The 20,077-nt window shown below is 61.9% G+C and carries 18 protein-coding genes; 10 read left to right on the top strand and 8 right to left on the bottom strand.

Annotation, left to right across the window (positions count from 1 at the left end):
- Positions 1 to 38: 38 nt before the first annotated feature.
- From ACF8EF_RS05015 to tcyJ, 4 genes are all read right to left on the bottom strand, one after another.
- Positions 39 to 1,280 (bottom strand): SfnB family sulfur acquisition oxidoreductase, encoded by a 1,242-nt coding sequence (locus ACF8EF_RS05015; protein ID WP_176685265.1) that lies wholly within the window; start codon positions 1,278 to 1,280, stop codon positions 39 to 41.
- Positions 1,281 to 1,598: 318 nt separating this feature from the next.
- On the bottom strand, positions 1,599 to 2,357 hold the full coding sequence (gene tcyN / locus ACF8EF_RS05010; RefSeq protein ID WP_172287944.1) for an L-cystine ABC transporter ATP-binding protein TcyN: 759 nt from the start codon (positions 2,355 to 2,357) through the stop codon (positions 1,599 to 1,601).
- Positions 2,358 to 2,359: 2 nt separating this feature from the next.
- A complete protein-coding gene (tcyL, locus tag ACF8EF_RS05005) occupies positions 2,360 to 3,028 on the bottom strand; it encodes a cystine ABC transporter permease (RefSeq protein WP_176685264.1) in 669 nt (222 codons plus the stop codon).
- On the bottom strand, positions 3,025 to 3,819 hold the full coding sequence (gene tcyJ, locus ACF8EF_RS05000) for a cystine ABC transporter substrate-binding protein (RefSeq protein ID WP_176685263.1): 795 nt from the start codon (positions 3,817 to 3,819) through the stop codon (positions 3,025 to 3,027). Before tcyJ ends, tcyL begins: the two co-directional genes overlap by 4 nt.
- Positions 3,820 to 4,060: 241 nt before the next feature.
- Between tcyJ and epsC the strand changes: the two genes are divergently transcribed.
- From epsC to ACF8EF_RS04950, 10 genes are all read left to right on the top strand, one after another.
- Positions 4,061 to 4,993, top strand: a complete 933-nt coding sequence (gene epsC / locus ACF8EF_RS04995) for a serine O-acetyltransferase EpsC (protein ID WP_176685262.1) — start codon at positions 4,061 to 4,063, stop codon at positions 4,991 to 4,993.
- Positions 4,994 to 5,304: 311 nt separating this feature from the next.
- Positions 5,305 to 7,266 carry a choline transporter BetT gene (gene betT, locus ACF8EF_RS04990; protein ID WP_176685299.1) on the top strand — a complete coding sequence of 654 codons (1,962 nt, stop codon included), beginning with the start codon at positions 5,305 to 5,307 and terminating at the stop codon, positions 7,264 to 7,266.
- A 484-nt stretch (positions 7,267 to 7,750) separates the two neighbouring features.
- On the top strand, positions 7,751 to 9,094 hold the full coding sequence (locus ACF8EF_RS04985; protein ID WP_209968769.1) for an OprD family porin: 1,344 nt from the start codon (positions 7,751 to 7,753) through the stop codon (positions 9,092 to 9,094).
- Positions 9,095 to 9,259: 165 nt separating this feature from the next.
- Positions 9,260 to 9,898: a peroxiredoxin gene (locus ACF8EF_RS04980; protein WP_003255836.1), complete on the top strand. Its 639-nt coding sequence runs from the start codon at positions 9,260 to 9,262 to the stop codon at positions 9,896 to 9,898.
- Between the two features lie 219 nt (positions 9,899 to 10,117).
- Positions 10,118 to 10,711 carry an NADPH-dependent FMN reductase gene (ssuE, locus tag ACF8EF_RS04975; RefSeq protein ID WP_392460616.1) on the top strand — a complete coding sequence of 198 codons (594 nt, stop codon included), beginning with the start codon at positions 10,118 to 10,120 and terminating at the stop codon, positions 10,709 to 10,711.
- 84 nt (positions 10,712 to 10,795) lie between these two features.
- Complete coding sequence (locus ACF8EF_RS04970) at positions 10,796 to 11,761, top strand: sulfonate ABC transporter substrate-binding protein (protein WP_392460615.1); 966 nt, start codon at positions 10,796 to 10,798, stop codon at positions 11,759 to 11,761.
- 59 nt (positions 11,762 to 11,820) lie between these two features.
- Positions 11,821 to 12,969 carry an FMNH2-dependent alkanesulfonate monooxygenase gene (ssuD, locus tag ACF8EF_RS04965; RefSeq protein ID WP_176685258.1) on the top strand — a complete coding sequence of 383 codons (1,149 nt, stop codon included), beginning with the start codon at positions 11,821 to 11,823 and terminating at the stop codon, positions 12,967 to 12,969.
- 10 nt (positions 12,970 to 12,979) lie between these two features.
- The gene (gene ssuC / locus ACF8EF_RS04960; RefSeq protein ID WP_176685257.1) at positions 12,980 to 13,777 is read left to right on the top strand and encodes an aliphatic sulfonate ABC transporter permease SsuC; all 798 of its coding nucleotides are present in this window, start codon (positions 12,980 to 12,982) and stop codon (positions 13,775 to 13,777) included.
- Complete coding sequence (gene ssuB, locus ACF8EF_RS04955; protein ID WP_176685256.1) at positions 13,774 to 14,586, top strand: aliphatic sulfonates ABC transporter ATP-binding protein; 813 nt, start codon at positions 13,774 to 13,776, stop codon at positions 14,584 to 14,586. The genes ssuC and ssuB overlap by 4 nt, the downstream gene beginning before the upstream one ends.
- A 27-nt stretch (positions 14,587 to 14,613) precedes the next feature.
- Entirely contained in the window at positions 14,614 to 14,829 is a 216-nt protein-coding gene (locus ACF8EF_RS04950; protein ID WP_008095172.1) for a molybdopterin-binding protein, read from the top strand.
- A 141-nt stretch (positions 14,830 to 14,970) separates the two neighbouring features.
- On the opposite strand, the gene ACF8EF_RS04945 is transcribed toward ACF8EF_RS04950, so the two are convergent.
- From ACF8EF_RS04945 to ACF8EF_RS04930, 4 genes are all read right to left on the bottom strand, one after another.
- A complete protein-coding gene (locus tag ACF8EF_RS04945) occupies positions 14,971 to 15,603 on the bottom strand; it encodes a TetR/AcrR family transcriptional regulator (RefSeq protein WP_176685255.1) in 633 nt (210 codons plus the stop codon).
- On the bottom strand, positions 15,603 to 17,195 hold the full coding sequence (gene gshA, locus ACF8EF_RS04940) for a glutamate--cysteine ligase (protein ID WP_392460614.1): 1,593 nt from the start codon (positions 17,193 to 17,195) through the stop codon (positions 15,603 to 15,605). The genes ACF8EF_RS04945 and gshA overlap by 1 nt, the downstream gene beginning before the upstream one ends.
- 138 nt (positions 17,196 to 17,333) lie before the next feature.
- Positions 17,334 to 17,717 (bottom strand): PaaI family thioesterase, encoded by a 384-nt coding sequence (locus ACF8EF_RS04935; protein WP_021782595.1) that lies wholly within the window; start codon positions 17,715 to 17,717, stop codon positions 17,334 to 17,336.
- On the bottom strand, positions 17,717 to 20,041 hold the full coding sequence (locus ACF8EF_RS04930) for a Tex family protein (protein ID WP_209968750.1): 2,325 nt from the start codon (positions 20,039 to 20,041) through the stop codon (positions 17,717 to 17,719). Before ACF8EF_RS04930 ends, ACF8EF_RS04935 begins: the two co-directional genes overlap by 1 nt.
- Between the last annotated feature and the right edge of the window lie 36 nt (positions 20,042 to 20,077).

Here is a 20,077-nt window from a genome sequence, read left to right as displayed (position 1 = left end):
CCCGCGAAGGGCTGCGCAGCAACCCCAAAGGCAGCAAATCAGATCCAGGAATGCCGTGCAGGCAGGGTGCCGTTAAGGTGGTAAGCGCCCACCGCGTGGTACTTCCAGCGCACCGGGTCGTGCAGGGTGTGCACCCGGGCATTGCGCCAGTGGCGGTCGAGGTTGAACTCGGCAAGGGTGGCGCGGCTGCCGGCCAGCTCGAACAGCTTTTCGCTGGCCTGCAGGGCAATCTCGGTGGTCAGCACCTTGGCTTCCGCCACCGCAATCGAGGCACGTGCCGCGCTGGCTGCGTCGATAGGCGCAGCATTGACCTCGTCGAGTACCCGAGCAGCTTTGCGCAGCAGCGCTTCGGCGGCGTGCTGCTCGAGTTTCAGGCGGCCGATGTCGGCAATTACATAAGGGTCGTCACTGGCACGGTCGACGTTGGCGTCAATCCACGGCCGGGACTTTTCGCGCACGAACGTGATCGCATCATCGATAGCTGCTTCGGCGATGCCGGCGTCGATCGCCGCCTGGATCAGCTGCGAAGCGGCGCCCTGAGTGTTGGGGATATCGCGCTGGCGCCAGTTGTCGATCACCAGTTCCGCGTCTACCGGCACCTGGTCCAGCAGCACGGTACCGCTGGCGGTGGTGCGCTGGCCGAACCCGGACCAGTCATCGACAATGCGCAACCCCGGGCTCCCCCGGCGCACGAATGCCAGGCGCTGGCGGCCTTCGTCGTCGAGGGCTTTTACCGTCACCCAATGGGCGAACAAGGCACCGGTGGAGTAGAACTTCTCGCCACTTATGCGGTAGCTGTTTCCGGCGCGCGTGATTCGGGCCTTGAGGGTGAGGGTGTCCTTGGTGTCACGCTCAGGCCCGGCATTGCCGATGCGCCAGCCGTCGAGCACGCTGCGGAAGATCAGCGCTTGCTGCGCCTCGCTGGCCGTCAGGCGCAGCAGCTGCAGCATGCCGAACTGGTTCTGCGGGATCTGCCCCAGGGCGGGGTCGGCGGCGCTGATCAGGCGGAACACTTCGGCGACGGTTTCGAACGACACGTCGGCGCCACCGTAGGCCTTGGGTACGCTGATGCTGCCCAGACCGCTGCGGGTAAACAGTTCGATTTCGGCCCAGGGCAGTTTGCGTTGCTGGTCGCGGCGGGCAGCGTGTTCGCGGGCGACCTTGGCCAGTTCGCGGGCGGCTTGCAGGGCTTCGGCGTCGTTGCGCAGTACCTTGGCCGGCAGCAGCGGGGGCGAGCTGTCGAGATCGCTATGGAATTGGGTGTTGGCTTGGCTGGGCATCAGTACCGCTCCTTGGCTGCACTCAATGCCCTGGCGCTACGCACTGGGGTGATCGTGATCCTGACCATTCCTGACCTCACAAAAATAATGATGTCGCTGCAGTTGATTGCGACAGATGTGTGCTGGTCCGGTGGTCCGGTTTATATACCCTAATGATTTATAAAAATTTTATGAACTAACTTTTTGGAATATTTATAGAAGGAGGGATTTGTTACGGGCGTGCCGGCCTCTTCGCGGGTAAACCCGCTCCTACAGATGCCTCAGGATCTGTGCATTCACTGTAGGAGCGGGTTTACCCGCGAAAGGGCCGGGACAGGTCTACTCGGAGGCAGCAGTCCCGAGGAACTTGCGCAGGAACTGCCGCGTACGCTCTTCCTTTGGCGCCGCAAACAGGGCCTTGGCCTCGCCCTGCTCCACGATCACGCCCTTGTCGAAGAAGATCACCCGGTTCGCCACATCCCGGGCAAAGCTCATCTCGTGTGTGACGATGATCATGGTGCGCTTTTCCTCGGCCAGGCCGCGGATGGTCGCCAATACTTCACCGACCAGCTCCGGGTCCAGCGCCGAGGTCGGCTCGTCGAACAGGATTACCTCCGGTTCCATGGCCAGGGCACGGGCGATGGCCACCCGTTGCTGCTGGCCGCCGGACAGGCGCCGTGGGTAGGCGTCTTCCTTGCCCGCCAGGCCGACTTTGGCCAGCAGGCGCCGGCCAAGCTCGATGGCCTGCTCGCGAGGCGTCTTCTTGACGATCACCGGTCCCTCGATCACGTTCTCCAGGGCGGTGCGGTGGGGGAACAGGTTGAAGTTCTGGAACACGAACCCGGCCTGCTGGCGCAAACGGCGAATCGCACTCTGCTGCCCGCCCAAAGGGCGGTTGGCATCGATGCTGATGGCGCCGATCTGGATCTGCCCGGCATCGGGAGTTTCCAGCAGGTTCAGGCAGCGCAGGAAGGTGGTTTTACCCGAGCCACTGGGGCCGATGATGGCCACCACTTCACCGGGCCGCACGGTCAGGTCGATACCGTTGAGCACGGTCTGGCCCTTGAACCGCTTGGTCAGGCCTTTCACTTCAATCATGCTCAATGCTCCTGGTCATGCTGGTTGACCCGCGCTTCCATGCGGTTCTGGAAGTGCGCAAGGATGCTGCACAGCACCCAATAGATGACCGCGACCGCCACGTACATGGTGAACACTTCGAACGTGCGCGCGGTAATCAGCTGGGCTTGGCGGAACAGCTCGGGCACCTGGATGGTTGCCGCCAGGGCGGTGTCCTTTACCAGCGAGATGAAGCTGTTGCCCAGCGGTGGCAACGCGGTGCGCAGGGCCTGTGGCAGGATCGCCCGGCGCATGGCTTGCACGCGAGTCATGCCGATGCTGGCGGCTGCTTCCCACTGGCCGCGGTCGATCGAGGAAATCGCTGCGCGCAGGATCTCGCAGATGTAGGCCGCCATGTTCAGCGACAGGCCGATCAGTGAAGCGGGGATCGGGTCCAGCTCGATGCCGATTTGCGGCATGCCGAAATAGATCACGAACAGCTGCACCAGCAGCGGCGTGCCGCGGAAGAACGACACGTAGACCCGCGCCAGCCAGTTCAGCGGCAGAATCTTCGACAGCCGCATCAGTGCCAGGGCAAAGCCCAGCACCAGGCCGAAGAACATGCCGCCGACACTGAGCAGCACTGTATAACCCGCGCCCTTCAGCAGGAAGGGTGCGGAGTCGATAACGAGTTGCAGGCTTTCAGCAATCATTTGGTGACATCGGCACCGAAGTACTTCTCGGACAGCTTGGCCAGCGTGCCATCAGCTTTGAGCTTGTCGATGGCCTTGTTGATGGCTGCCAACAGTTCCGGCTCACCCTTGCGCATGGCCACGCCGCTTTCCAGGCGCGAGAAGGCATCGCCGGCAAGTTCGGTGTCCTTGGCTTTTTGCGCGTATTCCAGCGCGGCCAGGCGGTCGATCAGAATGGCGTCGATACGGCCGTTGCGCAGGTCAGCGAACTTGCTTGGGTCGTCTTCATAGGTGCGCACATCGGCTTGCGGTACGTCCTTTTTCACCCACTGCTCGTAGTTGGTGCCAAGGCCTACGCCGACCTTTTTGCCGGCCAGGTCCTGCGCGCCCTTGATGTTCAGCTGCTCGGCTTTCTTCTTCAGGATCAGCGCCTGGATGCCGGAGATAGTGTAGGGCTCGGAGAAGTCGTACTTTTTCTTGCGCTCTTCGGAAATGGTCACCTGATTGACCACCACATCCAGGCGCTTGGATTCCAGCGCGGCAAGGATGCCGTCCCACTTGGTCGGCTGGATCTTGGCCTTGACCCCCAGCTCCTTGGCCAGCAGCTCGGACAGCTCCACTTCGAAGCCGGTCAGTTTGCCGTTTTCGTCCTGGAAGCTGAATGGCGGGTAGGTGCCCTCTAGGCCGACGTTGATGACGCCTTTTTCCTGGATGGTCTTCAATTGCTCGCCGGCGAACGCCTGGCTGAGCAGGCCGGCACCCAGCAGGAGGGCCAGGCTGGCGTTGAGTAGCGGTTTGGCGAATTTCGACATTTCAGAGCCCCGCGCGTGTTGTCTAGGTAGTGAGGTGGCGACTATAGGATTGGCTGCTTTGAGGGTAGGTGACGATCCCCACCCCGTCATCGCGGCTTATGCCTGACTTAGCGCAGGATGGAATAAAGCGTTGTTTTTTCCAAGCCTTGGATTTGCCGTAAAGTGGACTGCATGTAGGCAGGTTCGGTCCTTTCGCGGGCCTGGCGACAAAATCAGATGGCCTATACGGCAGGAGAAAACCGTGAGCGAACAACCTTCATCCGCGCATTGGCAGTTGCAGAGCATTGTCACTGGCCTGCGCGGGGCCCGTGAGCAATGGCGCACCCGCAATGGCCGCAGCATTGGCGAGCAGGGCGGGCGCGAACTGCCGTCGCGCGAAGCGATGCGGCAAATTCTGGAGCAACTGTGCGGCGCGCTGTTCCCCATGCGCCTGGGGCCAGTCGACCTGCGCGAAGAAAGTGAAGACTTCTACGTCGGTCATACCCTGGATGCCGCGCTGACCGCCCTGCTGGCCCAGGCTCGTCTTGAACTTCGCTATGCGGCACGACAGAGCAAGGCTGAGCTGGCTGGGGTCGACGCCCGTGCGCTGGGCCTGATCCAGGGCTTTGCCGCTGCGCTACCGGAACTGCGTGTACTGCTCGACACCGATGTGCTGGCCGCCTACCACGGTGACCCGGCGGCGCGCAGCGTCGATGAAGTGCTGCTGTGCTACCCGGGCATCCTGGCGATCATCCACCACCGGCTGGCGCACCACCTGTACCAGGCTGGCCTGCCGCTGCTGGCGCGGATCAGCTCTGAGCTGGCGCATTCGGCCACCGGCATCGACATTCACCCGGGCGCGCAGATCGGCCCGAGCTTCTTCATTGACCACGGCACCGGTGTGGTCATTGGTGAAACCGCGATCATCGGCGAGCGCGTGCGCATCTACCAGGCGGTGACCCTGGGCGCCAAGCGTTTCCCCAGCGATGAGTCGGGGACTCTGCACAAAGGCCTGCCACGGCACCCGATCGTCGAGGATGATGTGGTGATCTATGCCGGGGCCACGGTGCTGGGGCGCATCACCATCGGCAAGGGTTCGACCATTGGCGGTAATGTGTGGCTGACCCGCAGTGTGCCGGCAGAAAGCAACATTACTCAGGCCAACCTGCAGCTGGATTGCCAGGACAAGAACTGATCCCGCATTGCAATTGCCTGTGCTGGCCTCTTCGCGGGCAAACCGCTCCTACAAAGAACATACCAATGTAGGGGAGGGCTAACCCGCGAAAAGGCCGGAGCAGGACGACACCAATCAGCGCCCCAATTCGCATTGAAATCCGATCCATGTTTAACTTGAACGCTTGTTCAATGAAAAAACGCTGGTCCGCTGCCGGTGTTCAACAGGAGGATTCCTTTGCTGAACCCGTTCATTCCGAACCTCACGTCATTCGACGAGGTGCACGCCCGATGAGTGCACCGAACCCTTCCCTTGCCAATGGCAAGATCCGCATGAACCCCCCGGTGTTCTACTTTGCGGCGAGTTTCATCCTTATCTTTGGCCTGGTAGTCATCTCCAACCCGCAAGCCGCAGGTGACTGGTTGCTGGCGGCGCAGAACTGGGCGGCCAACACGGTCGGCTGGTACTACATGCTGGCGATGACGCTGTATCTGGTCTTCGTGGTGGTCACCGCCTTGTCTGGCTACGGCAAGATCAAACTCGGTGCCGACCACGACGAACCCGAGTTCAGCTACCTGTCGTGGGCCGGCATGCTGTTCGCCGCCGGCATCAGCATCACGCTGTTCTTCTTCTGTGTCTCCGAACCGCTCACCCACATGCTGCAACCGCCCCAAGGCGAAGCAGGCACGGTCGAGGCCGGGCGCCAGGCGATGCAGATCCTGTTCCTGCACTGGGGCCTGCATGGCTGGGGGGTGTTTGCCTTCGTCGGCATGGCATTGGCCTATTTCGCCTACCGGCACAACCTGCCACTGGCTTTGCGTTCGGCGCTGTACCCGTTGATTGGCAAGCGCATCAACGGCCCGATCGGCTATGCGGTGGACGGCTTCGGCATCATCGCCACGGTGTTCGGCCTGGGTGCCGACATGGGCTTTGGGGTGCTGCATCTGAACGCGGGCCTGGACTACCTGTTCGGCATCAGCCACAGCCAGTGGGTGCAGGTGATCCTCATCACCCTGATGATGGGCGCGGCTGTGGCCGTCGCCGTGGCCGGGGTGGAGAAGGGCGTGCGGGTGATGAGCGATATCAACCTGTTCCTGGCCTGTGCGCTGCTGCTGTTCGTGCTGTTTGCCGGGCCTACCCAGCACCTGTTCAACACGCTGATCCAGAACCTGGGCGACTACCTGGGTGCATTGCCGCGCAAGAGCTTCGACGTGTATGCCTATGGTGAAAACCGTGGCTGGCTGGGCGGCTGGACCGTGTTCTATTGGGCCTGGTGGATTGCCTGGGCGCCGTTCGTGGGCCTGTTCATCGCCCGCATTTCCCGGGGCCGCACCATTCGCGAGTTCGTCTTTGGCGTGTTGCTGATCCCGCTGGGCTTTACCCTGGCGTGGATGTCTATCTTCGGCAACAGCGCCCTGGACCAGGTGATCAACCACGGCATGACCGCGCTGGGCCAATCGGCGCTGGATAACCCGTCGATGAGCCTGTACCTGCTGCTGGAAACTTACCCCTGGAGCAAGGCGGTAATCGCCACCACGGTGTTCATCAGCTTCGTGTTCTTCGTCACCTCGGCCGACTCGGGTACCGTGGTGCTGTCGACCTTGTCGGCCAAGGGTGGGGGAGCTGATGAGGATGGGCCGAACTGGCTGCGTATCTTCTGGGGGGCGATGACTGCGCTGATCACCAGTGCGCTGTTGTTCGCTGGCAGCATCGATTCGCTGAAGTCGGCAGTGGTACTGACTTCGCTGCCGTTCTCGCTGATTCTGCTGTGCATGATGTGGGGGCTGCACAAGGCGTTCTACCTGGAGTCGCAACGGCAGATCGCGCAGATGCACTCGCTGGCCCCGTTTGCCCAGTCACGCCGCGGCCGTGGCGGCTGGCGCCATCGCCTGAGCCAGGCGGTGCACTTCCCGTCGCGTGATGAGGTGTACCGCTTCATGGATGATGTGGTGCGCCCGGCGATTGCCGATGTGCGTGAAGTGTTCGAGCAGAAGGGCCTGGCACTGATTACCCAGGACGACCCTAGCCATGACAACGTCAGCCTGAAGATTGGCCATGGCGAGGAGCAGCCGTTCATTTACCAGGTGCAGATGCGTGGCTATTTCACACCATCGTTCGCCTTGGGGGGGCTGGGTACGCAGGAGTTGAAGAACCGCCGCTATTACCGGGCGGAGGTGCACCTGAGCGAAGGCAGCCAGAACTATGACCTGGTGGGCTACAGCAAAGAGCAGATCATCAACGACATCCTCGACCAGTACGAGCGGCACATGCAGTACCTGCATTTGGTCCGCTAGACCGACGGGGCCGCTCTGCGGCCCATTCACAGCACAAGGCTGCACATGCAGGTTAATGCTGCAGGACTGCCGTGCGTCGCGGTCATCCCATCCCGCATTTCACATCGCAATGCCGCTGGCCTACAGGGGATCGCCTCCGTAGGTCAGCCACTCCCGCGCTAATCAAGAACGAAACTCAGCAGGCTATAAGCAAACGTTTGCTTATAGCTAAAGGCTATTATTAGTTGCGATTCTATAGTGAGCGGTAGTAAAAATTTCTAACATATTCCTTAAAAATCTTACAAATTCATAAAACGGTCATTTTGGTTTTATAGGATTGTCATTATCCTGTAGTGCAGGTGGCGTCTTAGACCAAAGTCGCGAAACGTTTAGAAACGATTGACTTGATGGTCACGCTTTGGGACTAAATCGCCCATCCCGGTGAGCGGGGCATCAGACCCCTCCGCCAGAGATACACAAAAATTAGAACGTAGAGGAGCAAAACATGTACAAGTCCAGCCTGGCTGTGGCCGTGGCACTGGGGGTTCTCGCCCAGCAAGCAGGCGCTGCCGGTTTCGTTGAAGACAGCAAACTGTCGCTCAGCTCGCGCACCATGTACTACGACAACAACAACCGTGAAGATCACGCAAAACCTGATGCGGAGCGCCCGGACCAACGTGAGTCGGGCCAGGGCTTCAAGCTCGACTACATCTCGGGCTTTACCCAAGGCACCGTAGGCTTTGGTGTTGATGCCCAAGCGCTGTGGGGTATCCACCTGGATGGTGGCCGTGGCTACCACAAAAGCGGCTTCATGCCAGACGACAGCAATGGCTCTTCTGTAAACCAGTGGGCTCGTTTCGGCGCTAACGCAAAAGCGCGCTTCTCCAAAACCGAAGTGCACTACGGTAGTGCGCTGGCGCCTAACCTGCCGATCCTGGTCGCCAACGACGGTCGTGTGCTGCCTCAAACCTTCGAGGGTGGCACCATCCAGTCGAAGGAAATCGACAACCTGACCATCAATGCTGGCCAGCTGACTCACGCCATGGGCCGTGCTTCGAGCAACCGCACAGGGCTTTCCGTTGCCGGCGCATCTGCTGACAGCAACAAGTTCCGCTATGGTGGCCTGGACTATAAGCTCACTCCAGACCTGACGTTGCAGTACTACTATTCGAACCTGGAAGATTTCTACAAGCAGCATTTCCTGGGCGCGACCCATGTATTTAAAATCGCTGACGATCAGTCGTTCAAAACCGACCTGCGCTACTTCGACAGCAGCAGCGACGGCAAGAACGGTAGTGGTGGTTACAACTTCGATAACAACAAGGGTTACGCCAAAAACACCGGCGAGGTCGACAACAAGACCTGGTCCGCAATGTTCACGTACACCTTGGGTGGTCATTCGCTGATGTTGGGCCATCAGCAAGTCAGTGATGACGGTGGTTTCGTCTGGCTGAATCAGGGCGGCGTGGTTGACGGCAACGGCCGTAACGAAGGCGCCAGCGGCTCCAGCTTCTACCTGTTCACCGACAGCATGATCAACCAGTTCGCCAAGGCCGGTGAAAACACCACCTTCGGTCAGTACGCCTACGACTTCGCTCGCCTGGGTGTGCCGGGCCTGAAAGCGTCGGTTTCCTACCTGAAAGGTGAAGATGGCAAGAACCGCGATGGCAACGGCCACTTCAGCGAGTGGGAGCGTGACGCCCGGGTCGACTACGTTATCCAGGACGGCACCTTCAAGGGCCTGGGCGCCAGCCTGCGTCACGGCGTCTACCGTGGTACCGGCACCAGCTCGCTGGCTGACCAGGACCAGACCCGCCTGATCTTCAACTACACTTACAACTTCCTGTAAGCCGTAGCTGAACAAGAAGCCTCGCCTGATGCGAGGCTTTTTTATGCCTGCAGATCAGTATGTATTTTGGTTATAAATAAATTGTTATTTATTCATTTTGTTCTTGGTCGATTGCAGGCACATTGAACCCCTACGGTACAGAACCCAGCCCAGGAGCCGCAGCCCATGAGCCTCAAACTCGGCGATATCGCCCCCGATTTCGAACAGGACTCCAGCGAAGGCAAGATCCGCTTCCACGAGTGGCTGGGCAACAGTTGGGGGGTGCTGTTCTCCCACCCGGCAGACTTCACACCGGTGTGCACCACCGAGTTGGGCCTGACCGCCAAGCTCAAGGACGAATTTGCCAAGCGCGGGGTCAAGGCCATCGCCCTGTCGGTGGACCCGGTCGACTCGCATCACAAGTGGATCGATGACATCAACGAAACACAGAATACCGTGGTCAACTTCCCGATCATCGCCGACGCCGACCGCAAAGTGTCCGACCTGTACGACCTGATCCACCCGAACGCCAGCGACACCCTGACCGTGCGCTCGCTGTTCATCATCGACCCGAACAAGAAGGTGCGCCTGACCATCACCTATCCGGCCAGTACCGGGCGCAACTTCAATGAAATTTTACGGGTGATCGACTCGCTGCAGCTGACTGACAACCACAAGGTCGCCACGCCAGGTAACTGGCAGGACGGCGACGAGGTGGTGATCGTGCCTTCGCTTAAGGATGAAGAGGAGATCAAGCAGCGCTTCCCCAAAGGTTACCGGGCGGTCAAACCCTATCTGCGCCTGACCCCTCAGCCCAATCGTTAATGGAATCCTCGTTGCATTGCTCTTAGCCAAGCAGGGATTTTCGGGCCGTTTCGACGGCCCTTTTTTATGCCTGTAAAAAACCTGTGGGAGCGGGCGCGCCCGCGAAGAGGCACTCGCGGATAAAGACAATAATGGAATAAACAAATGAATAAATATGATTTCTAGATATATGAAGCGGCTGTTAATGTTACCTCCAACAGAACACAAGGAAGCGCAGCAATGCTGGTCGTCTCAATCGGTGGTAGCCCAAGTCTCCGTTCACGCTCCGGCGTGCTGCTCGAGCGTTCGCGCCAGTGGCTGCAGGAGCGCGGCGTTGAAGTGGTGACCTTTCAGGTGCGTGACTTCCCCGCCGAAGACCTGTTGCATGCCCGTTTCGATAGCCCCCAAGTGCAACACTTCCAGCAGTTGGTGGCCCAGGCGGATGGCCTGATCGTTTCTACCCCTGTCTACAAAGCATCGTTTGCCGGTGCGCTGAAGACATTGCTCGACCTGCTGCCCGAACGCGCACTGACCCACAAGATCGTGTTGCCAATCGCCACTGGCGGCAGCATCGCCCACATGCTGGCGGTGGATTACGCATTGAAGCCGGTGCTGTCGGCACTCAAGGCACAAGAGACCCTGCAAGGGATTTTTGCCGACGACAGCCAGGTGGCTTACGCAGAAGGCACAAAGCCCGCGCATTTGGTACAGGCGCTGGAAGAGCGCCTGCAGGACTCGCTGGAAACCTTCCACGCGGCCTTGGCCCGTCGGCCGAACCCCGTGGCGCCCGGCGTACTGAACGAACGTCTGATCAGCGCTCGCTGGAGCATCTAACGGCATTACCCGCTTCACCACCTTACTCGCCCGTTAACGAGGCAAGCAGGTGCAACCCGAACCCCATTCGCACAGGAGAGCGCCATGCGCACAGTCTTCTTGCGTCGTGGTCTGGTCGCCCTGTTTGCGGCGGCTGTGTCCTTCGGCGCCATTAACCAAGCCCAGGCCGAGAGCCTGCGTATCGGTTACCAGAAATACGGCACCTTGGTGCTGCTCAAGGCCAAGGGCACGCTGGAGAAACGCCTGGCCGAGCAGGGAGTACAGGTGCAATGGACCGAATTCCCCGGCGGCCCGCAGCTGCTTGAAGGGCTGAACGTCGGCTCCATCGATTTCGGCGTAACCGGCGAGACCCCGCCTGTGTTCGCTCAGGCCGCTGGCGCCGACCTGCTCTATGTCGCCTACGAACCGCCAGCGCCGCACAGCGAAGCGATCCTGGTGCCCAAGGGCTCGCCCATCCAGGCGGTGAAGGACCTCGAGGGTAAAAAGGTCGTCCTCAACAAAGGCTCCAACGTGCACTACCTGCTGGTCCGCGCCCTGGAAGACGCCGGCCTCAAGTACAGCGACATCCAGCCTGTCTACCTGCCGCCGGCCGACGCCCGCGCCGCCTTCGAGCGCGGCAGCGTGGATGCCTGGGTGATCTGGGACCCGTACCAGGCCGCCGCCGAGCAGCAGCTGCAAGCGCGCACCCTGCGTGACGGCAAGGGCCTGGTCGACAACCACCAGTTCTACCTCGCCACCCGCAACTATGCGACACAGCACCCTGCGGTGATCAACACCGTGATCGAGGAAGTGCGCGCCGTGGGTGAATGGTCCCAGGCCAACCCGCAGGAAGTGACCGACCAAGTCGCCCCGCTGCTCGGCCTGCCTGCCGACGTCACCCTCACCTCGGTCAAGCGCCAAGGCTACGGCGCTGCGCCGCTGACCCCGGACGTGGTGGCCGCGCAGCAGAAGATCGCCGACACGTTCCAGACGCTGAAGCTTATTCCCAAGCCGCTGAGCATCAAGGACGTGATCTGGACACCCCCGGCCAAGGTCGCTAGCGCGCCTTGATTGACTGCCCGTGCCGGGGCGCCGCTCCGGCTAGAGCCACCCTTGAGGAGACGACTCCAATGAGCCTTAACATTTTCTGGTTCCTCCCAACCCACGGTGACGGCAAGTACCTGGGCACTTCCGAAGGCGCACGAGCGGTCGATCACGGTTACCTGCAGCAGATCGCGCAGGCCGCCGACCGCCTTGGTTTTGGTGGGGTGCTGATCCCGACCGGGCGCTCCTGCGAGGACTCCTGGCTGGTGGCCGCGTCGCTGATCCCCGTGACCCGGCACCTGAAGTTCCTGGTAGCGCTGCGTCCGGGCATCATTTCGCCCACCGTGGCAGCACGCCAGGCGGCCACCCTCGATCGCTTGTCCAATGGCCGTGCGCTGTTCAATCTGGTGACCGGTGGTGACCCGGACGAGCTGGCGGGTGACGGCCTGCACCTGAACCACCAGGCGCGCTACGAAGCTTCGGTCGAGTTCACCCGTATCTGGCGCAAGGTGCTGGAAGGCGAAAACGTCGATTACGACGGTCAGCACATCCAGGTAAAGGGCGCCAAGCTGCTCTACCCGCCAATTCAGCAACCACGCCCACCGCTGTATTTCGGCGGCTCGTCCGAGGCCGCTCAGGACTTGGCGGCCGAACAGGTCGAGCTGTACCTGACCTGGGGCGAGCCACCGGCAGCCGTTGCCGAGAAGATTGCTCAGGTGCGCGAAAAAGCAGCTGCTCAGGGGCGCGAAGTCCGCTTCGGTATTCGCCTGCATGTGATCGTGCGCGAAACCAACGAAGCGGCTTGGGCAGCCGCCGACCGCCTGATCTCACACCTGGACGATGACACCATCTCTCGTGCCCAGGCTTCGCTGGCGCGCTTCGACTCGGTGGGCCAGCAACGCATGGCTGCCCTGCACGGCGGCAAGCGCGACAACCTGGAAGTCAGCCCCAACCTGTGGGCGGGCGTTGGCCTGGTACGTGGCGGGGCTGGCACCGCGCTGGTGGGCGATGGCCCGACGGTGGCGGCGCGGGTGAAGGAATATGCCGACTTGGGGATCGATACATTCATCTTCTCGGGTTATCCACACCTGGAAGAGTCGTATCGGGTGGCTGAACTGCTGTTCCCCCACCTCGATGTGCAACGCCCGGAGCAACCGAAATCCGGTGGCTACGTAAGCCCGTTTGGCGAGATGGTGGCCAACGACATCCTGCCCAAATCCGTGTCGCAGAGCTGAGGGCCGGGCCATGAGTCGTGCAACTTCCTCCAACCTGACCCAGCGCCTGGCGCCGTGGGCGCTGCCGGTGCTGCTGTTGGCAATATGGCAGCTGGCCGTGAGCGCTGGCTGGCTGTCGACGCGTATCCTGCCGGCACCTAGCGCAGTGGTAAGCGCTGGCGTCGAGCTGGTGCGCAGCGGCGAAATCTGGACCCATCTGGCCATCAGCGGCTGGCGTGCAGGCCTGGGCTTTGTGATCGGCGGCAGCATCGGCCTGGTACTGGGTTTCATCACTGGCCTGTCGAACTGGGGCGAACGCCTGCTCGACAGCTCGGTACAGATGATCCGCAACGTGCCGCACCTCGCGCTGATCCCGCTGGTGATCCTGTGGTTCGGTATCGACGAGTCGGCAAAGATCTTCCTGGTCGCGCTGGGCACGCTGTTTCCGATCTATCTGAACACCTACCACGGCATTCGCAACGTTGACCCAGCGTTGGTGGAAATGGCGCGCAGCTATGGCTTGTCCGGCTTCGGCCTGTTCCGCCAGGTGATCCTGCCTGGGGCGCTGCCTTCGATCCTGGTGGGTGTGCGTTTTGCCCTGGGCTTCATGTGGCTGACGCTGATTGTTGCCGAAACCATTTCGGCCAACGCAGGCATCGGCTACCTGGCCATGAATGCTCGCGAATTTCTTCAGACCGACGTGGTCGTGCTGGCCATCGTCCTGTACGCCGTGCTCGGCAAGTTTGCCGACCTTGCCGCCCGAGGCCTGGAGCGTACCTGGCTGCGCTGGCACCCGGCCTATCAAGTTGCCAGGAAGGAGGGCGCATGACCGTGTTCAAGGAACAGCCGCCACGCCTGCTGCGTGGCATCCCGCTGGCCTCCAAGGGCCTGCGCAAGGCCTTTGGCCAGCGCGACGTGTTAAAGGGCCTCGACCTGCACATCCCGGCCGGCCAGTTCGTGGCTATCGTCGGCCGCAGCGGCTGCGGCAAGAGCACCTTGCTGCGGCTGCTGGCCGGGCTGGACCAGCCCACCGCTGGTCAGTTGCTGGCTGGTGCCGCGCCGCTGGAAGAGGCCCGTGAAGAAACCCGCCTGATGTTCCAGGACGCGCGGCTGCTGCCGTGGAGGAGGGTGATCGACAACGTTGGCCTTGGGCTGTCTGGCGACTGGCGCTCGCGTGCGCTGGAGGCCTTGGAGGCGGTTGGCCTGGCCGACCGCGCCAACGAATGGCCGGCAGCGCTCTCGGGTGGCCAGAAGCAGCGCGTGGCCTTGGCCCGAGCCTTGATTCACCAGCCCCGCCTGCTGTTGCTGGACGAGCCGCTGGGTGCGCTGGATGCATTGACCCGTATCGAGATGCAGCAACTGATCGAGCGCCTGTGGCGTCAGCACGGCTTCACGGTGCTGCTGGTCACCCACGATGTCAGCGAGGCGGTTGCCGTGGCTGACCGGGTGATCCTGATCGAGGACGGCGAGGTCGGGCTCGACCTCACTGTTGACCTGGCACGGCCTCGGGCGCGTGGTTCACACCGCCTGGCCGCGCTGGAAAGCGAAGTGCTCAACCGTGTGCTGTCCGCCCCGGGCACTGCGCCCGAGCCGGACCCTGTAGCCCCTCTGCCCACGCAACTGCGTTGGGCGCACTGAATCCCGGAAGCCAAAAGGAAGCAAACCATGACTATCAAAGCCATCAACGTTCGCAACCAGTTCAAAGGTACTGTGAAAGAAATTCTCGAAGGCCCGGTACTGTCGGAAATCGACGTGCAGACTGCCTCGGGTATCGTGACTTCGGTCATCACCACCCGCTCGGTAAAAGAGCTGGAGTTACAGGTTGGCAGCGAAGTGATTGCCTTCGTAAAGTCGACTGAAGTGTCTATTGCCAAGCTGTGATGCGGCTGCTCGATAATGGGGCTGCTTTGCAGCCTTCGCGGGCACGCCCGCTCCCACAGGTACTCCGCAAGCTCCAGGGGGTGCGCGGGCTCTGTGGGAGCGGGCGTGCCCGCGAAGGGCCGCCAAGCGGCCCCAAATTTCTCAGCTGGAACGCTTGGCCAGATACGGCGGCAGATACAACCCCAGATACGCCTCGAACACCCGCTTGCCTTCCTCGGCCATGCGCGGGGTGATCGCCTCGTGCAACTGCACTGACCGCGCATACACCCGGTCGCTCAATTCCATGCCCAGGGCAAACACATCCACATCCAGTGGCATCACCGGCAGGTGAAAATGCTGGTCGAACAACTTGTACATCAAGTCGCCCAGTTCCATGTCGTGCTGCCGGTCGGCCTGCACCACCTCGCTCAGGCCATGCTGCGCCAGGATCAACTGCCGCGCTGCCGCATCCTCGTTATAGATATCAAGCATGCGTTCTTCGATCAGCCGTGACAGCTCGTGCCAGGTGCTGAACGCGCTGCTGTCGATCGGTGCGCTCAGGGCTTCGCGAAACGCCCGGTGTACATCCGCAGTCAGCGCCTCCAGCAAGGCCGGCACGCTGGCGAAGAAGTGATACACCGACGACGGTGGAATCTGCGCCCGCTCGGCCACGCTGTAGATAGAAAGTGCCGCCACCCCTTGCTCGGCCAACAGCTCACGCGCAGCCGCCAGGATCGCCTCGATCCTGGCCTGGCTGCTGGCGCGCGGTTTGCGCGGGGTGGTGGTGCGGTTCATCAACTGCTGATTGCCAGGATGCTGGCCTGGTAGGCGCCGACGAACAGGTCGAAGTCACCGACTTCTTCCTGCTCCAGCTCGGACTGCCTGGCGAGCGACTCGCGGGCCAGCGTCTCGAATGCCCGCTGTTTTTCGTTGCTCAGTGGTTGCTCGCGGAAAGTCTCGGCGTGCACACGGCTCTGGCGCAGCGAGAACTGGACGAAGCTCTCGTCATGCTCGGTCATGCGTGCCAGCACCTGGGCAGACGGGGTCAGTGAGGTGTCGTCGACCTTGGCCTGCTGGGCATCCAGGGCCTTGGCGTGCTCATCAGAGCCTTGCGCCTGGTCGAGCAGGTTGGCCAACTGGCGGATACGCTCGATCAGCTCGCTGGCCCAGTCCTTCAGGCTGATTGGCTGACCATTGCGGTGCAACTCCAGGCCCGGACGACGACCTTCCTTGACCACGGTCAGGAAGTTGCTGGTGCACTGGCCGCACTCACCGTTGTCCAGTTGCGGGCTGTCTTCCAGCGCGCAGAACAGCAGGAATGCGTCGAGGAAGCGTGCCTCGGTCAGGTCGATGCCGACCGGCAGGAACGGGTTGATGTCCAGGCAACGCACTTCCACATACTGCACACCGCGTGAAGTCAGGGCCTGGATCGGCCGTTCGCCGGAGTAGGTGACCCGCTTGGGGCGAATGTTCGAGTAGTACTCGTTTTCGATCTGCAGAATGTTGGTGTTCAGCTGAGCCCACTCGCCATCCACATGCGTGCCGACTTCAACGTACGGCGGGTAGGGCGTGCCAACGGCCTTGCGCAGGCTGTCGGTGTAGCTGGCCAGGTTGTTGTAGCAGGGCGTGAGGCCGGCCTGGGCATTGCTCTGGTAGCCCAGGTCGCTCATGCGCAGGCTGGTGGCGTAGGGCAGGAACAGGGTTTCGGCATCCAGCTCCTCGAGCTGGTGCGGGCGGCCACGCAGGAAGCCTTTGTCCAGTGCCGGCGAGGCGCCGAACAGGTACATCAGCAGCCAGCTGTAGCGGCGGAAGTTACGAATCAGCGCGATGTAGGCCGACGACTGGTAGTCGCGGTCATTTTCCGAACTGCCTTCGTCTTCGCGCAGCAATGGCCAAAGCGCTTCGGGCAGCGAGAAGTTGTAATGAATACCGGCGATGCACTGCATGGTGCGGCCATAACGCAGGGCCAGGCCTTTGCGGTAGACGTGTTTGAGCTTGCCGATGTTCGAGCTACCGTATTCGGCGATCGGGATGTCCTCCTCGGCCGGCAGTGTGCATGGCATCGACGGGCTCCACAGGTATTCGTCGCCCAGCTTGCTGTAGACGAAACGGTGGGTCTCCTCGAGGCTTTCGAGCACCTTGGCCGGGTCGGCCAGCGCCGGGGTGATGAACTCCAGCAGCGACTCGGAGTAATCGGTGGTGATCTGCTCGTTGGTCAGCGCCGATCCCAGTGCTTCCGGATGCGGGGTCTGGGCCAGGCGACCTTCGTCGGTCACGCGCAGGCATTCGCGCTCAATACCGTGCAGGCACTGCTTGAGCAGGGGGAGATTGGCGCCGAGCAGGCTCAGGCGGCGGTTGAGGAGGTCGCTCAAGATGTATTCCTTCACGCGTCAGTCGCCCCAATATGGGGGTAGAGATAACGGTCTACAAGGGTAGGAAGAAAGGAACTGGCGTTGTCGCCTGGTTTACGCGGTTCCAGCAGTGCCAGCGCACTGCTGAAAATACCGCAGATATTGCTTGGTGAGCTAGAGAACCGCGAAGGTTCCTTGCGCTTTGGCCACCAGCTTGTCGCCCTGGACTACGTCGGCGTCGACCACCAGCGTGCGCCGCCCGGCGTGCAGCACGCGGGCGGTACACAGCACTTCGCCGTCGCTGACGGCACGCATGTAGTTGATCTTGCACTCGATGGTGACGCTTTGCTGGTCAAAGCCATGGCTGGCCGAGCAGGCCAGGCCCATGGCGATATCCACCAGGCTGAAGATCGCCCCGCCGTGCAGCTTCTGGCCACGGTTGCGCAAATGTGGCTCGAGCGCCAGGGCTACCTCGGCAACACCGGTGTCCAGGTGTTGCAGGCGGCAGCCCAGAAGCTGGCTGAAGGCGCTTTCGACGTATTCACGTGGTACGTCCATTACTTCTTCTTCAACTGCTTTGCGTTGGCGAACAGGGCTGCCATGGCGTTGTTGGCCGGGGCGGCAGTGGCGGTTTCGCGCTGACGCGGTGCCTGCTGCTGGCGATTGCCGCCATTGCCACGGTTGCCACCGCGATTGCCTTCGACCTTCTCGCCCGGGGTGTCGCTCATGCGCATGGACAGGCCGACGCGTTTGCGCGGGATGTCCACTTCCATGACCTTCACCTTGACCACATCGCCGGCCTTGACCGCTTCACGTGGGTCTTTGACGAACTTCTCCGACAGCGCCGAGATATGCACCAGGCCGTCCTGGTGCACACCGATGTCGACGAAGGCACCGAAGTTGGTAACGTTGGTCACCACGCCTTCGAGGATCATGCCCGGTTCCAGGTCCTTGAGGTCTTCGACGCCGTCCTGGAAGGTGGCGGTCTTGAACTCCGGACGTGGGTCGCGGCCGGGCTTGTCCAGCTCTTGCAGGATGTCGGTGACGGTTGGCAGGCCGAAGGTTTCGTCGGTGAACTTTTTCGGGTCCAGGCGCTTGAGGAAGCTGCTGTCACCAATCAGCGAACGGATGTCGCGGTCGGTATCGGCAGCAATGCGCTGCACCAGCGGGTAGGCCTCAGGGTGCACCGCAGAGGCGTCCAGCGGGTTGTCGCCGTTCATCACACGCAGGAAGCCGGCGGCCTGCTCGAAGGTTTTCTCACCCAGGCGGCTGACCTTTTTCAGCGCTGCACGGGTGGCAAACGGACCATTGGCATCGCGGTGGGCGACGATGTTCTGTGCCAGCGTGGCATTTAGGCCGGAGATGCGCGTCAGCAGCGCCACCGAAGCGGTGTTCACGTCCACGCCCACGGCGTTCACACAGTCCTCGACCACCGCGTCCAGGCCACGTGCCAGCTTCAGCTGGGAGACGTCGTGCTGATACTGGCCGACACCGATGGATTTCGGATCGATTTTCACCAGTTCGGCCAGCGGATCCTGCAGGCGGCGGGCGATCGACACGGCGCCGCGGATCGACACGTCCAGGTCCGGGAACTCGCGGGCGGCCAGTTCCGATGCCGAGTACACCGAAGCACCGGCTTCGGAGACCATGATCTTGGTGATTTTCAAGGCTGGATATTTCTTGACCAGCTCGGCCACCAGCTTGTCGCTTTCGCGGCTGGCGGTGCCGTTGCCGATGGCGATCAGTTCCACCGAGTGTTTGGCGCACAGTGCGGCCATGATGGAAATGGTGCGGTCCCAGTCGTTCTTCGGCGCGTGCGGATAGACCGTGGTGTGGTCCAGCAGCTTGCCGGTTGCATCGACCACGGCGATCTTGCAGCCGGTGCGCAGGCCCGGGTCGAAGCCCAGGGTAGCGCGCGGGCCGGCCGGGGCGGCCAGCAGCAGGTCGTGCAGGTTGTGGGCGAACACGTTGATCGCCTCGCCTTCGGCATTGTCGCGCAGTTCGCCGAACAGGTCGGTTTCCAGGTGGGTGTACAGCTTGACCTTCCAGGTCCAGCGCACCACTTCACCCAGCCACTTGTCGGCCGGTCGGCTGCGGTTTTCGATACCGACATGGTTGCCGATCATCAGCTCGCACGGGTGCAGCGTGCCGGGCAGTTCCTCGCCGACCTTCAGCGAGACGCTCAACACGCCTTCGTTGCGCCCGCGGAAGATCGCCAGGGCGCGGTGCGACGGCGCAGTACGCAGCAGCTCGTCATGAGCGAAATAGTCGCGGAACTTGGCGCCTTCTTCTTCCTTGCCGGCCACGACGCGGGCGCTGAGCACGGCTTCCTGCTTGAGGTAGCTGCGCAGTTTGTCGAGCAGGGCGGCGTCTTCGGCAAAACGCTCCATCAGGATGTACTTGGCGCCCTCCAGCGCGGCCTTGACGTCGGCCACGCCCTTTTCGGCGTTGACGAAGCGTGCGGCTTCGCTTTCCGGGGCCAGGGCCGGGTCGTTGAACAGGCCATCGGCCAGTTCCCCAAGGCCGGCTTCCAGGGCGATCTGGCCCTTGGTGCGGCGTTTCTGCTTGTAGGGCAGGTACAGGTCTTCCAGGCGGGTCTTGGTGTCGGCCAGCTTGATCTCGCGGGCCAGTTCCGGGGTCAGCTTGCCCTGTTCCTCGATGCTGGAAAGGATGCTGGCGCGGCGCTCGTCGAGTTCGCGCAGATAACGCAAGCGCTCTTCCAGGTGGCGCAACTGAGTGTCGTCAAGGCTACCGGTCACTTCCTTGCGGTAGCGGGCGATGAAGGGCACGGTCGAGCCTTCGTCCAACAGGCTCACGGCCGCCTCGACCTGCTGTGGGCGTACGCCCAGTTCCTCGGCGATACGGCTGTTGATGCTGTCCATGTAAACCACCTGACATTTGTGAATACGGGGGTCGCC

This window comes from Pseudomonas sp. zjy_15, assembly GCF_043101865.1.
In the GTDB taxonomy this organism is placed as follows: domain Bacteria; phylum Pseudomonadota; class Gammaproteobacteria; order Pseudomonadales; family Pseudomonadaceae; genus Aquipseudomonas; species Aquipseudomonas putida_Y.
Note: the sequence above shows the minus strand (reverse complement) of the source record. Positions and strands in the feature narration are given on the sequence as shown.

Excerpts from the sequence above, each read along its gene's own strand:
- ACF8EF_RS05015 (WP_176685265.1), bottom strand. The coding sequence starts at position 1,280 with ATGCCCAGCCAAGCCAACACCCAATTCCATAGCGATCTCGACAGCTCG.
- tcyN (WP_172287944.1), bottom strand. The coding sequence starts at position 2,357 with ATGATTGAAGTGAAAGGCCTGACCAAGCGGTTCAAGGGCCAGACCGTG.
- tcyL (WP_176685264.1), bottom strand. The coding sequence starts at position 3,028 with ATGATTGCTGAAAGCCTGCAACTCGTTATCGACTCCGCACCCTTCCTG.
- tcyJ (WP_176685263.1), bottom strand. The coding sequence starts at position 3,819 with ATGTCGAAATTCGCCAAACCGCTACTCAACGCCAGCCTGGCCCTCCTG.
- betT (WP_176685299.1), top strand. The coding sequence starts at position 5,305 with ATGAACCCCCCGGTGTTCTACTTTGCGGCGAGTTTCATCCTTATCTTT.
- ACF8EF_RS04985 (WP_209968769.1), top strand. The coding sequence starts at position 7,751 with ATGTACAAGTCCAGCCTGGCTGTGGCCGTGGCACTGGGGGTTCTCGCC.
- ACF8EF_RS04980 (WP_003255836.1), top strand. The coding sequence starts at position 9,260 with ATGAGCCTCAAACTCGGCGATATCGCCCCCGATTTCGAACAGGACTCC.
- ssuE (WP_392460616.1), top strand. The coding sequence starts at position 10,118 with ATGCTGGTCGTCTCAATCGGTGGTAGCCCAAGTCTCCGTTCACGCTCC.
- ACF8EF_RS04970 (WP_392460615.1), top strand. The coding sequence starts at position 10,796 with ATGCGCACAGTCTTCTTGCGTCGTGGTCTGGTCGCCCTGTTTGCGGCG.
- ssuD (WP_176685258.1), top strand. The coding sequence starts at position 11,821 with ATGAGCCTTAACATTTTCTGGTTCCTCCCAACCCACGGTGACGGCAAG.
- ssuC (WP_176685257.1), top strand. The coding sequence starts at position 12,980 with ATGAGTCGTGCAACTTCCTCCAACCTGACCCAGCGCCTGGCGCCGTGG.
- ssuB (WP_176685256.1), top strand. The coding sequence starts at position 13,774 with ATGACCGTGTTCAAGGAACAGCCGCCACGCCTGCTGCGTGGCATCCCG.
- ACF8EF_RS04950 (WP_008095172.1), top strand. The coding sequence starts at position 14,614 with ATGACTATCAAAGCCATCAACGTTCGCAACCAGTTCAAAGGTACTGTG.
- ACF8EF_RS04945 (WP_176685255.1), bottom strand. The coding sequence starts at position 15,603 with ATGAACCGCACCACCACCCCGCGCAAACCGCGCGCCAGCAGCCAGGCC.
- ACF8EF_RS04935 (WP_021782595.1), bottom strand. The coding sequence starts at position 17,717 with ATGGACGTACCACGTGAATACGTCGAAAGCGCCTTCAGCCAGCTTCTG.
- ACF8EF_RS04930 (WP_209968750.1), bottom strand. The coding sequence starts at position 20,041 with ATGGACAGCATCAACAGCCGTATCGCCGAGGAACTGGGCGTACGCCCA.